Source organism: Kitasatospora sp. NPDC001527 (genome assembly GCF_040298605.1).
Classification (GTDB): Bacteria; Actinomycetota; Actinomycetes; order Streptomycetales; family Streptomycetaceae; genus Kitasatospora.
Map to the genome: position 1 here is coordinate 178,089 of NZ_JBEPAM010000011.1, position 12,010 is coordinate 190,098.

The 12,010-nt window shown below is 72.7% G+C and carries 10 protein-coding genes; 5 read left to right on the top strand and 5 right to left on the bottom strand.

Annotated elements, in window-relative coordinates; genetic code table 11:
* Positions 1 to 2: 2 nt before the first annotated feature.
* Positions 3 to 260: a mycoredoxin gene (locus ABT238_RS14885; RefSeq protein ID WP_350563441.1), complete on the bottom strand. Its 258-nt coding sequence runs from the start codon at positions 258 to 260 to the stop codon at positions 3 to 5.
* A 264-nt stretch (positions 261 to 524) separates the two neighbouring features.
* Between ABT238_RS14885 and ABT238_RS14890 the strand changes: the two genes are divergently transcribed.
* The 4 genes from ABT238_RS14890 to ABT238_RS14905 all read left to right on the top strand — a co-directional run bounded on the left by ABT238_RS14890 (position 525) and on the right by ABT238_RS14905 (position 4,462).
* Entirely contained in the window at positions 525 to 2,786 is a 2,262-nt protein-coding gene (locus ABT238_RS14890) for an ATP-dependent DNA helicase UvrD2 (protein ID WP_502884207.1), read from the top strand.
* Between the two features lie 268 nt (positions 2,787 to 3,054).
* Positions 3,055 to 3,534, top strand: a complete 480-nt coding sequence (locus ABT238_RS14895; RefSeq protein WP_350563445.1) for a hypothetical protein — start codon at positions 3,055 to 3,057, stop codon at positions 3,532 to 3,534.
* A 167-nt stretch (positions 3,535 to 3,701) separates the two neighbouring features.
* Positions 3,702 to 4,067 carry a WhiB family transcriptional regulator gene (locus ABT238_RS14900; RefSeq protein ID WP_350563447.1) on the top strand — a complete coding sequence of 122 codons (366 nt, stop codon included), beginning with the start codon at positions 3,702 to 3,704 and terminating at the stop codon, positions 4,065 to 4,067.
* The gene (locus tag ABT238_RS14905; RefSeq protein WP_350563449.1) at positions 4,064 to 4,462 is read left to right on the top strand and encodes a putative WhiB-interacting protein; all 399 of its coding nucleotides are present in this window, start codon (positions 4,064 to 4,066) and stop codon (positions 4,460 to 4,462) included. Before ABT238_RS14900 ends, ABT238_RS14905 begins: the two co-directional genes overlap by 4 nt.
* 151 nt (positions 4,463 to 4,613) lie before the next feature.
* On the opposite strand, the gene ABT238_RS14910 is transcribed toward ABT238_RS14905, so the two are convergent.
* The 4 genes from ABT238_RS14910 to ABT238_RS14925 form a co-directional block, all read right to left on the bottom strand.
* Complete coding sequence (locus ABT238_RS14910; RefSeq protein ID WP_350757690.1) at positions 4,614 to 6,086, bottom strand: ABC1 kinase family protein; 1,473 nt, start codon at positions 6,084 to 6,086, stop codon at positions 4,614 to 4,616.
* Positions 6,087 to 6,226: 140 nt separating this feature from the next.
* On the bottom strand, positions 6,227 to 7,771 hold the full coding sequence (locus tag ABT238_RS14915) for an FAD-binding oxidoreductase (RefSeq protein ID WP_350563453.1): 1,545 nt from the start codon (positions 7,769 to 7,771) through the stop codon (positions 6,227 to 6,229).
* Between the two features lie 165 nt (positions 7,772 to 7,936).
* A complete protein-coding gene (locus ABT238_RS14920) occupies positions 7,937 to 9,025 on the bottom strand; it encodes a ThiF family adenylyltransferase (protein ID WP_350757693.1) in 1,089 nt (362 codons plus the stop codon).
* Positions 9,026 to 9,938: 913 nt separating this feature from the next.
* Positions 9,939 to 10,799 (bottom strand): phosphotransferase, encoded by an 861-nt coding sequence (locus ABT238_RS14925; RefSeq protein ID WP_350563482.1) that lies wholly within the window; start codon positions 10,797 to 10,799, stop codon positions 9,939 to 9,941.
* 356 nt (positions 10,800 to 11,155) lie between these two features.
* On the opposite strand from ABT238_RS14925, the gene ABT238_RS14930 reads away from it, so the two are divergent.
* Positions 11,156 to 11,884 carry a M48 family metallopeptidase gene (locus ABT238_RS14930; RefSeq protein WP_502891432.1) on the top strand — a complete coding sequence of 243 codons (729 nt, stop codon included), beginning with the start codon at positions 11,156 to 11,158 and terminating at the stop codon, positions 11,882 to 11,884.
* Positions 11,885 to 12,010 lie beyond the last annotated feature (126 nt).

A 12,010-nucleotide genomic window follows, 5' to 3' on the forward strand; every position in this document is an offset into this window, starting at 1 on the left:
GGTCAGGCCGCCAGGGCCTTCTTCACCTGCAGCAGGCTCGGGTTGGTCATCACGACCCGCTCGCCGCCGCCGGCCGGCTGCACCAGCACGGTCGGAACGGTCTGGTTGCCGTTGTTCACCGACTCGACGAAGGCCGCCGACGCCGGGTCCTCCTCGATGTTGATCTCGGTGTAGCCGATGCCCTCGCGCTGCAGCTGGCTCTTGAGCCGGTTGCAGTAGCCGCACCAGGTCGTGCTGTACATCGTCACGCTGCCGGACATCGAGGGGACTCCTTCGGGTAGGGGAGAGGCCTGTACGGGGGCGCCGCGTGGGTCACGCGGCTCCGCGGGGACAACGTCCACCGCCCGGCGGTCATTCCGCACCGGGACCGGCCGGGCCGCGTCGGCGCGCACCCACCCGGACCGGCGCGAGGCTGGTCGCACGCGCCCCCGCGTGCCACTATCCGCCGTCCGCGTCGCGATCATCCTGCGATCACACCGCGCCTGTGGACAACCCCGCCCGCGATGTCCGCGCGGGCTGAGAGGATGGAACGCATGCAGGAAGACCTCTTGAGCGGCAGCCCGTTCGACGGACACCAGGACGACCACCGGAGCGGCCACCTCGCCGCCGGCGGCCCCGACGCTGTCCTCGCCGGACTCGATCCCGAACAGCGGGCCGTCGCCACCGCCCTGCAGGGTGCCGTCTGCGTCCTCGCGGGCGCGGGCACCGGCAAGACCCGTGCCATCACCCACCGCATCGCCTACGGCGTGCGCAGCGGCGTCTACCAGCCCCAGCAGGTCCTCGCCGTCACCTTCACCGCCCGCGCCGCCGGCGAGATGCGCGGGCGCCTGCGCGAGCTCGGCGCCGAGGGCGTCCAGGCCCGCACCTTCCACGCCGCCGCCCTGCGCCAGCTCCAGTACTTCTGGCCGCGCGCCGTCGGCGGGCCCGTCCCGCAGCTGCTCGAGCGCAAGGTCCAGCTGGTCGCCGAGGCCGCCGGCCGCTGCGGCCTGCGCGTCCAGCGCACCGAACTGCGCGACCTCACCGCCGAGATCGAATGGGCCAAGGTCACCCAGATCAGCCCCGACGACTACCCCGCCGCCGTCGCCAAGTCCGGCCGCGAGGCCCCCCGCGACCCCGCCGAGACCGCCCAGGTCTACCGCGTCTACGAGGAGACCAAGAGCCGCCGCGGGAACATCGACTTCGAGGACGTGCTGCTGCTCACCGCCGCCATCCTGGAGGACCGCCCCGACATCGCCGACCAGGTCCGCGCCCAGTACCGGCACTTCACCGTCGACGAGTACCAGGACGTCTCCCCGCTCCAGCAGCGCCTGCTCGACCAGTGGACCGGCCCCGGCGGCGGCGCCAGCCTCTGCGTCGTCGGCGACGCCAGCCAGACCATCTACTCCTTCACCGGCGCCACCCCCGACTACCTGCTGGGCTTCCGCAACCGCCACCCCGAGGCCACCGTCGTCAAGCTGGTCCGCGACTACCGCTCCACCCCCCAGGTGGTCCACCTCGCCAACGGACTGCTCGCCCAGGCCCGCGGCGAGGCCGCCCGCCACCGCCTCGAACTCGTCTCCCAGCGCGAGGCCGGCCCCGAGCCCGTCTACACCGAGTACGAGGACGAGCCCACCGAGGCCGAGACCACCGCCCGGCGGATCAAGGAGCTGCTCGCCGCCGGCGTGCGGGCCAGCGAGATCGCCGTCCTGTTCCGCACCAACGGCCAGTCCGAGGTCTACGAGCAGGCCCTCGCCGATCTCGGCGTCCCCTACCAGCTCAAGGGCGCCGAGCGGTTCTTCGAACGCCCCGAGGTCCGCGACGCCGGCGTCCTGCTGCGCGGCGCCGCCCGCGCCGCCTCCGACCCGGTCACCGACGGTGCCCCCGACCTCGCCGGCCAGGTCCGCGCCGTCCTCGCCACCCGCGGCTTCACCGCCGAGCCGCCCGCCGGCTCCGGCGCCGTCCGCGACCGCTGGGAGTCCCTCGCCGCCCTCGTCCGGCTCGCCGAGGAGTTCGAACGCGGCCGCACCGCGGCGGGCCAGACCACCGACCTCGCCGCCTACGTCGCCGAACTCGACGCCCGCGCCGCCGCCCAGCACGCCCCCGCCGTCGAGGGCGTCACCCTCGCCTCCCTGCACGCCGCCAAGGGCCTCGAATGGGACGCCGTCTTCCTGGTCGGCCTCACCGAGGGCACCCTGCCGATCATCTACGCCAAGACCGACGAGCAGGTCGAGGAGGAGCGCCGCCTCCTCTACGTCGGCGTCACCCGCGCCCGCAAGCACCTCACGCTCTCCTGGGCGCTGTCCCGCTCGCCGGGCGGCCGCGCCTCCCGCAAGCCCAGCCGCTTCCTCGACGGACTGCGCCCCGGCTCCAGCGCCCCCGGCACCCGCCCCGCGGGGCGCGGCGGGCGCGGCGAGGCGGGCGAGCGCTCCGCCGGGCGCCGGGTCCGCGGGCCGGTCACCTGCCGGGTCTGCGGGCGGGCCCTCACCGAGGCGGTCGAACGCAAGCTCCGCCGCTGCGAGAGCTGCCCCTCCACCATGGACGAGGCGCTCTACGAGCGGCTGCGCGAGTGGCGCGCCGCCCAGGCCCGTGAACAGGGCGCCCCCGCCTACGTCGTGTTCACCGACGCCACCCTGATGGCGATCGCCGAGGACGTCCCCGCCAACCGGCAGGAGCTGGCCTCCATCTCCGGGGTCGGGGCGATGAAGCTGGACAAATACGGGGCCGCCGTGCTGTCGTTGTGTGCGGGGGAGGAGCCCGTCAGGGATCCGGCGGACGTCACGGACGGTCAGTCGGACGAACCGGCCTGAGCCGGTCCGGGGCGATCACAGCCGGCGCCGAGGGGCGCCGCGGAGACCGTCGGGAAACTCGCCGGAAAAATAGTTTGCGCGCCGTGCCGGGAGCGCAATAGCCTGCCGGAGCGGTCAAGGGGACGCGATCGTCCAGGGTGACGCCTGTGCCTCATGCCCCCGCGCCCATCAGCTTCACCTGCTTCACCAGCTTCACCGAGACAGACATCCGAACAGTTCGGAGCCCGGGAGACCAGGCTCCGCGAGACGCCGAGAGGAGGCGAAGACAGTGGAAACCATGATCACCAAAATGACTGGCCAGACCGTCGACGCTGCCTCCCTGCGTGCCGCCAGCCTGCGGCTTGCCGCCGAGCTGTGCGGAACCGGTCTGGGTCTCGACACCACCGGTGTCTCCGTCGTTCCCGCCTCCCCCGCCCCCGTTGTCAGTGGCCTCGGACACACTGGCCCCGGCAACAGCGGCATCCAGGGCGGCAGCCTCGACGGCACCCGTGTCGAGACTGGTCTGTCCCGCGACTGGGCGTCGGTCGACGCTGCGCACTCCCTGCGTGATGAGCGACCGACCCAGGCACCGAAGACGGCCGTAGCCCTCGCCATGCATGGCGGCTATGAGCAGGTCATCGGTGCCGGAAACGCCCAGAAGCAGAACGAGCAGCAGATCACCCAGGCCATGGCTGTCGTCTTTGCCGACGCCACGGCCATCCGGATGAGGGCCTTCCGCGGCCCCGAACCCTGGAGAGAACGAACCTGAGCCAGCCTCAGGTCGGCGCCTCCAGGGCCGCGGAACCCCACTACCGGGATCCGCGGCCCTTCTGTTTTGTCCGGTACGCAAGACCACCCAGGCCCCCCGGGGCCTCCGGCCCAGCCCCACCAGTCAGCTGAGCCGGACCCACTGAGAAGACGAGGAAGACGCCCACAGTGTCCACGGTCATCACGCCGCCCACCCCGTCCGTACCGCAGACAAGCCAGACCAAGGCCGACCAGGCCGACCCCCCGGAGGTTCTTTCCATGCAGTTCACCTCGATCGACCAGGCCGAGGAGCTCGGTCTCCCCATCCCGTGCCGCGCGTTCGACCCCGAGGTCTTCTTCGCCGAGACGCCCGCCGACGTCGAGTACGCGAAGTCCCTCTGTGGCACCTGCCCGGTCAAGGAGGCCTGTCTCACCGGCGCCCTCGAGCGCCGCGAGCCCTGGGGCGTCTGGGGCGGCGAGCTGTTCGTCCAGGGTGTCGTCGTGGCCCGCAAGCGGCCGCGCGGCCGCCCGCGCAAGACCGAGGTCGCGGCGTGAACCCCGCGTTCGGAGCCGGAACCGTCCGCCGGGGAGAGCAGCCCCCGCCGGACAACGCCCTCCGCCGCTCCGTACGCCTCGCCGCCGCCAAGGCCGACGCCGCCCGCATCCATCCCTTCCCGACGACGCACCACGAGCAGGACCACCACATGACCGCCGCCGCCATCGATCCGACCGTCCGCGCCGAGCAGACCACCGAACTCCAGATCCAGAACAGGACCCTCGAAATGCAACTCCTCCACGAATCCCTGGCCCGGGCGCATATGCAAGAGCGCCTCCAGGAGGCCGAGCACCAACGGCTCGTCAACCGGCTCGCCCGGGCCCAGCGGCTCAGGCAGAAGGCCGAACGCGCCTCGCTCCGGGCCCGCAAGGCCCTCGCCGTCGCCCTGATGTGACCGCCGTGACGTGACCGCCGTGAGGTGATCCGGGCGCCGCCCGCCCGGCCCCACCGTCCGGCCCGTGATTCGGCCCCGCCGGACCCCCGTCGCGCCGCAGGCCGCCCCCCGACACCGGGAGGCGGCCTGCGGCCGTTGCGGGGGAGGGGGATCAGCCCTCCGCCGACGGACTCCGGCGCCTGGGCGCGGCCGCCTTCGCCGGCGCGGCCTTCCCCGCGGCCGGCTTTCCGGCCGCTGTCTTCCTGGCCGGCGTCTTCCCGGCCTTCTTCGGGGGCGTGCGCTTGCCCGGCGAACCCGCCTCGGCGAACTCCGGCAGCCACTCCAGCATCTCCGCCCGGAACGGCGCCTTGGCGCCCAGCTGACAGAGCACCCCGATCGTGCTCAGCGTCACCCGGTGGATCAGCAGGTACGACGGCGGCAGGTTCAACTGCTTGCCCAGGTTGTAGGCGGGCGACCGCGGATCGGCGATCCGCGCCGCCTGCGCCCGCATCCACGCCCGGGTGAAGTTGAACGTCTCCACCGCCGCCGGCTCGATGATCGGCAGCAGGTAGTCCAGCACCGCGTCCGGGTCCAGCTCGATCGAGGGCTTCACGAAGCCCTCCTCGCGCAGCATCGCCAGCACGCCCGCCGCGTCCCCGGCCAAGGCCATCCGCAGGGAGGCCCCGATCGGCGCCGGCAGGCCGCCCGGCAGGCGGTCCACCGTCCCGAAGTCCAGCACCCCCAGCCGCCAGCCCTCCACCGGGCCGTCGTCCTTCAACAGCCGGAAGTTGCCCGGATGCGGATCCGCGTGCAGCAGCCCCGTCCGCGAGGGGCCGGCGAACAGGAACCGCGCCAGCAGCCGGCCCGCCCGGTCCCGCTCCTCCTGGGAGCCCGAGGCGATCACCTCCGCCAGCGGCGTGCCGTCCATCCACTCCGACACCAGCACCTGGTCCGCCTGCGCCACCACACCCGGCACCACGATCTCCGGATCGCCCGCGAACTCCTCCGCGTGACGGCGCTGCGCCTGCGCCTCCAGCTCGTAGTCCAGCTCCTCGGAGACCCGCTCCCGCAGCTCCGTGATCAGCGGCTTGATGTCCAGGCCCGGGATCAGCGGTCCCAGCAGCCACGCCACCCGGCTCAGCTGCGACAGGTCCGCCAGCAGGGCGTCCCCCGCCCCCGGGTACTGCACCTTCACCGCGACCGCGCGTCCGTCGTGCCACACCGCCCGGTGCACCTGGCCGATCGACGCGGCCGCCGACGGACGGTCGTCGAACTCCCGGAACAGGCTCCGCCAGTCGGCGCCCAGCCGCTGCGCCAGCGCCGCGTGCACCTTCGCCGCGGGCATCGGCGGCGCGGCGTCCTGCAGCTTGGTCAGCGCCGCCCGGTAGGGGCCGGCCACCTCCTCCGGCAGGGCGGCCTCGAAGACGGACAGCACCTGTCCGAACTTCATCGCCCCGCCCTTGAGTTCGCCCAGGACCTTGAAGAGCTGGTCGGCGGTGGCCTGCTGCAGTTCGGCGGTCACCACCTCCGCGGACCTGCCGCCGATCCGCTTCCCGAGGCCGAGGGTGGCCCGGCCGGCTATCCCCAGCGGCAGGGCGGCGAGTCTTGCCGTGCGGGTCATTGCCTTGCGCGGAAGATCGCTCACCCGGGCCTCCAAGTCGACACGCCCAAGGCCCCCGCGGCGGGAGCCGACCGTCATACGCCATTGTGCCCGCTCGCCGGCGCGGCCCCGGCCGGAATCCGCCGCCCCGCCGGGGCCGCACCGCCGGGACCGCGCCGTGCGCGTCAGCCCAGGGAGTCCGGGGCGGTGCCGATGGCCTGGGCGAAGGAGAACAGGCGGTGCGGGTCGTAGCGGCGCTTCACCGCGACCAGGCGCGGATAGTTCTCCCCGTAGTAGGCGCGCCGCCAGTCCGGCAGCCCGGGGTCGACGAAGTTCTGGTAGGTCTCGCCGGCCGAGTGCGGGTCGAGCAGCGCGAATCCGGCGTCCGCCCAGCGGCGGGCCGCGGCCTGCGCCGTCCCGTCCACCGGGCCGGTGGCGATCACCGCGCCGAAGCTCGCGTTGAACAGCGCGTCGCGGTGCACGTACGCGGTGGCCGTGCGCGCCGGGTCGTTGGCGGCGCCGCCCAGGGCGCTCAGCTGCACCATCCGCTGCTGGCCGGCCAGCCGGTCCCGGTCGAGCAGGCCGACCGCGGCGTCCCAGAGCGCGCGCGGCGGCGGAGCGTCGAACAGCCGGCCCCGGTCCACGGCGGCGGTCGGCCGGGCCAGCACGGCCGCCGGACCGGTGCCCGCCCGGTGGCACTGGTCCTGGGTGTAGGAGCCGCAGCCGTAGAGGCCCATCATGACCGAGAGGTAGGGCGCCGTGAAGCTGTTCCGGGTGGCCGGCAGCGCTCCCACCAGGTCGGTCAACCGGGATATCTCGGCGGTGAGTTCGGCCTCGGTGCCGACCGAGCCGATCAGTACGGAGACGAACGGGGTCGCGCCGGGCGCGGCGTCCCGCAGGCCGACCACGGCGCCGCCGCCCAGTGTCCGCGGGGCGTCCGGCAGCCAGTGCGACCAGGCGTGCAGGAGGTCCACCGCGTGGTCGAAGGACCAGGTGAGGCTGGCGAGGGTGAGGGTGGCCAGCGGGACCGGGGTCACCGTGTAGGAGGTGACGACGCCGAAGTTGCCGCCACCGCCCCCGCGCAGCGCCCAGTACAGGTCGTCGTGCTCGTCGGGCGAGGCGGTGACGGTCCTGCCGCCGGCGAGCACCACGCGGGCCGAGGTGACCTTGTCGCTGGAGATGCCCGTGTGGCGGGTCAGCAGGCCGATGCCGCCGCCCTGGAGGAAGCCGCCGAGCGAGACGGTCGGGCAGAAGCCGCCCGAGACCGCGAGCCCGTGCGGGGCGACGGCGTTGGTGACGTCGACCAGCTGGGTGCCGCCGCCGAAGGTGGCGGCGCCGGGGGTCACCGCGGCGCCGTTGAGCCGGGAGACGTCGATCACCAGGCCGGTGCCGGTGGAATAGCCGCCGCCGCTGTGGCCGCCGGCGCGGACCGCGATCGGGAGGTCGTGGTCCTGGGCGTAGCGCAGGCACAGGGCGACGTCGGCCTCGTCGGCGCAGTAGGCGATGGCGGCCGGTTCGACGGAGTCGAAGCGGGCCTGGCCGATCTGCTTGGCGGTGCCGTAGGCCGGGTCGCCGGGCAGGACGAGGGTGCCGTGCAGGTGGCCGGAGAGCCGGGACCAGCGGCGTCGCCGTGCCTCGGCCGCCGTGGCGACGGCCGGGACGGCGGAGACGGCGGTCAGTGGGAGGGCCAGGGCGCCGGCGGCGCCGATGAGCGATCTGCGAGTGATCATGTCGATACCTCTCGGGTGAGGTCGTGCACGAGCGTTGCGATCGTTGAGCCGGCCTCCCGGGCCGCGTCGGCCGGATGGCCGACGCCACAGTAATCGCTCCACGCCCCGCTGCGGCGGGCTTTTCCCGCTCTGCCCGAAGGCCGCCCGCACCCCCGGGACGGCGCCTCAGTGCGGTGCTGTCGGCTGCCAGAGGCAGCCGCAGTCCGGGTGGCCCCTGAGCCGCAGCCGGCGCGGCATGCCGTCCACGGCGGAGACTTCGCACCAGCCGTCCACGCTGGGCGGCCGGCCGCCGTCGAGGAGGACCTGGACGTGCAGGGCCGCGAGCCCGGCGACCGCCGTCGCCAGCGCGGTGTCGCAGGCCGGTGTCGGGGCCCGCCCCGGGCCGCCCTCGGCGAGCTGGGCGAGGATCCGCGGCCAGGCGGCGTCCTCGTCCTCCCGGGCCAGCACCAGGCAGTGGCCGCAGGCCGAGACACCCGGCAGCACCAGGGGCCCGACCACCCCGAACTCCTCCACCACCCCGACGTACAGGTGCGGCACCCCGGCCCGGAGCAGCTCACGGGCCTGGGGCGTGCCGCCGGCGAACGCGCCGCTGCCGTCCCGGGGCGCGAGCACCACGAGGTCGGGCGGCCCCGGTCTCGGCTGCCGGCCGCGCCGGCCCGGGCGCCGCGCGGTGGCCCGGTCGACGGCCTCGCGGGCCGCGGTGGAGCGGAGCCGGCCGGCGTCGGCCGGCGGCAGCCCGGCGGGGGAGCAGTCCGCGGGGGTGACCCGGCCGGTGTCGACCACGGTGACCGTGCCGGTGCCGCCCGCCGCGAGGACGGCGGCGACGGCCGCGCCGATCCGCCCCGCGCCGCGGACCTCGACCGCGTGCTCGGGCCGCCGGGCCAGGACGGCGGGGGCGGCGCCCGGTGGCGCGTGGATCAGCGACAGCGAGGCGAGGTCGGGGCCGAGCACCTCGCGGTGCGGCTGGGGGAAGTGCGCCAGGGCCTGCTCCGAGGCCTCGGCGTCGTCGAGCACCCCGGCCTCCTCCAGCAGGTCGAGCAGGGAGTCGGCGGGGTCGCTCCCGAAGCCGATCCGCTCGCCCTCGGCGAGGAGCGCGGGGCGGTCGCGCGTCCCGTCGACGAGGCCGAGGAACGCGCACAGGGTCGTGTCCGAGGCGTGGCCGAGCACCCCGGCGTGCTGCGGGACGGTGCCGAACTGGAGGGTGTCCGAGTCCCGCCAGCTGCGGGAGAGGGCGGGCTTGAGGGCGAGGCGCACGGCGGTCTTCCTTCTGATCGTTTCCGGACGGCCGACGGTGTGAGTGAAAGTTTTAGTTGGCGGGAAGCTCTGTGCGCAACGCAGGTCAGAACCCTGTGGATAACTTTTGTTGGCGGATCTTGATGGCGATAGCCGGCGGGTCTGGTCAGCCATCGGTTGCTGGGCGTGATGAGGCATCGGCAGTCGTGGTGATCGGACGGCCAGGTCTTCGAGTGCTGCGAAGAGCTCCGGGTAGCTGAGTGGTTTCCTGACTTTTCCTCTCTGGTCCCAGAAATGGAGTCTTTGCATTTCATAGGAAGTGGAGATGGTCGGGTCGGTGCTTCGCCCCGGTCGAGGTCTGTTGAGGACGGGCGCGAGGATGTGCTCGCTCCCAGCCACGCGGCTCCAGATCAGAGCTTCCGCGGAGTTCCGGGTGCGTTCCGTCGGCTTGCTGCTTGGTGTTCTGAAGTGGCGGTTCAGTTGTTCCCAGGTCTCGGCGCCGAGATGCCAACCCGCCATGAAGCGTCGACGGGCGGGAGCCGGACTGCCTCGGGACGGAGCTACCAGACTTCAGTAGAGACCGTCCACGGGCGCCCCGCCTTCGGCACAGACGCCACGATCGCCCGTAAAGCCGTCTTTGCCGGAACACCCAGGTCATCGATGAGTTCAGCCGCAAACGGCTGGGCCTGTCGAACCCGGAACGCTGGCGAGCGGCAGTCGAGATGGCGCTCCTGGGTGACTGGGATGAGGGTGAGGACTCCGCCACCGACGAGGCCTCCGGGCCCGTCTGATGCACCGAGTGCGAATGGAGTTCATGTTTGTTGGCGGCGGCGCCCATGGTTAGCGCGGCAGCGAGGCCGACGCGCATGGGGTTGCAACGGCGACAGTCTCGTCGCTTGGCTCCTTGCCGCTTTCACGTGGCCTTCGGCGATTTCTACAGACCATCCAGTCGCCTGGTCACTGTGTCGAGTGTCGGCCAAGGAGGACCCTCGCGCAGCAAGCGCAGGAATTCCTCTCCGAATCGCCTTCCATTCGGAAACTGGTCGCCAAGCTCCCAACGCCACGCGGCGACCATCGCGATAACGAGCTGCCGACACTCGTCCAGCAGCCCTTGGTCAACGCTTGGGTAGTGCTCGCAGACCGCCTTGGGAACATGGGCGAGATCGAACTCGACGGGTCCACGGCAGCACGTCTCAAGGTCGATGAACAACGGGCCGTTCTTCGTGCTGAGCACATTGCCTGGATGCGGCTCGCCGTGGAGCAGCTGCTCCACGGCGCCGCGGTCGTCGATCGCCCGTCGCAGGCTTGCCAGCCTGCCGCTGAGGAACACGCGGTCCGCGTCGGTGAGCTCCGGCGAGCGATCCGGGTCGGCGACAACTTCTTCCGCCTCCGTGATCCGGTCCGTGAACCTCGGGCTTGGCACGTCGACCTCGCGCATGCCGGCGTGCAGTTGCTCCAGTGCCTTGGCGTAGTCGACTGGTGAGGTGTGGGATGCCACGGGCTCGTAGTAGGTCCACAGCGTCACTGCGAAGCCATCGCGCGTGTACACACGCGGGTCCGCCCGAGGCTCCAAGGGACACACCGGGCATCCGACCTCGGTGAGTCGCTGAGCGAGATCGACTTCGAACTGTGCAACCTCTTGCCCCACAGGGGCGACCCGGGCAAAGACGTTGCATGGCGTCAGCCGCAGTGCCAGCTTGTTCGAGTTGTGGAGAACGATTGCATCGTTCGCCGGCAGGTCGAGCGATGCGGCGACCGAAGTCGCAGCCGCGATCGCACGCGTGACGTCGGTCATATCCACCCTCGCATCTTGGCATAGATGAGCGAGGGCGATGCCAACCAGCGTCGCTCGGCACAGCTACTTGGCGTGATCAATACCCGCTGGCGCCAACTATCTTTCTCATCCGCCAACTAAAGATCTCGGCCACAGACGGAAGCATGCCCGACCGGGGCGGCGGCGCGCTGCGGGTTGTCCACAGGGTCGGGCGCATGATCAGGTGATCCGTTCGCACGCCCTGTGGATAACTTGGCGTCCGGTCCGGAGTCGGATTCCGGACACCTGCCGTAGGCCTTTCGTTCCCGATCGCTCCACGAAACATTTCGGCCAGGGCAGCGGACTTCTGCCGGAGGGAGCGGGTAACGTCGTGTGCCATGGCAGCCGAACGGGACTCCCGTCCCTCGGCGTCGCCTCGGCGTGCCCGTGCAGCGTCCGGGTCGCAGGTGGCGGCGCCGAGCACGCGCGGGCGTCCGGAGCAGCATCCCGACCAACGGCCCGAGCAGCGCCCGGAACCGCAGCCGGGGGCCGCGCGCGAGCCGGTCGACCGGTCCCGGGTGGAGGTGCGGCGCAGCGCCCGCCGCAGCCGGACGGTGTCCGCCTACCGCGAGGGCGACCGCACGATCGTGCTGATCCCGGCCCGGATGTCGCACGCGGAGGAGCAGCGCTGGGTCGCCCAGATGCTGGAGAAGCTGGCCGCGCAGGAGAGCCGGCGGGTGCTCGGTGACGACGCGCTGGTGACCCGGGCCCGGGAGCTCTCGGCGGACTACCTGGGCGGTCGCGCCCGGCCGGCCCAGGTCCGCTGGGTGACCAACCAGAACTCGCGCTGGGGGTCGTGCACCCCGAGCGAGCGGACGATCCGGCTCTCGCACCGCCTGCAGGGGATGCCGGAGTACGTGGTCGACTACGTGCTGCTGCACGAGCTGGCGCACCTGCTGGTGCCGGACCACGGCCCGGACTTCTGGGCGCTGCTGGAGGCGTATCCGCGTACGGAGCGGGCCCGCGGCTATCTGGAGGGCGTGGTGTCGGCGGCCCGGCTGCCGCACATCCCGGGGGCCCGGCACGAGGCCCCGTCGGAGCCGGGCCCGCAGGAGTCCTGCGGCTGAGTACCGGGGCCGGGACCCGCGGTACGGACGACGGGAGGGGCGCGGATGCCGACCACGCTGCCGGTCAAGCAGGTCACCCGGTACTCGCGCACCGGCAAGCCCGAGGAGGTCGTGGAGACCAACGCG

Coding starts and splice junctions, on each gene's coding strand:
- ABT238_RS14885 (WP_350563441.1), bottom strand. CDS start 260: ATGTCCGGCAGCGTGACGATGTACAGCACGACCTGGTGCGGCTACTGC.
- ABT238_RS14890 (WP_502884207.1), top strand. CDS start 525: ATGGAACGCATGCAGGAAGACCTCTTGAGCGGCAGCCCGTTCGACGGA.
- ABT238_RS14915 (WP_350563453.1), bottom strand. CDS start 7,771: ATGATCACTCGCAGATCGCTCATCGGCGCCGCCGGCGCCCTGGCCCTC.
- ABT238_RS14925 (WP_350563482.1), bottom strand. CDS start 10,799: ATGACCGACGTCACGCGTGCGATCGCGGCTGCGACTTCGGTCGCCGCA.
- ABT238_RS14930 (WP_502891432.1), top strand. CDS start 11,156: ATGGCAGCCGAACGGGACTCCCGTCCCTCGGCGTCGCCTCGGCGTGCC.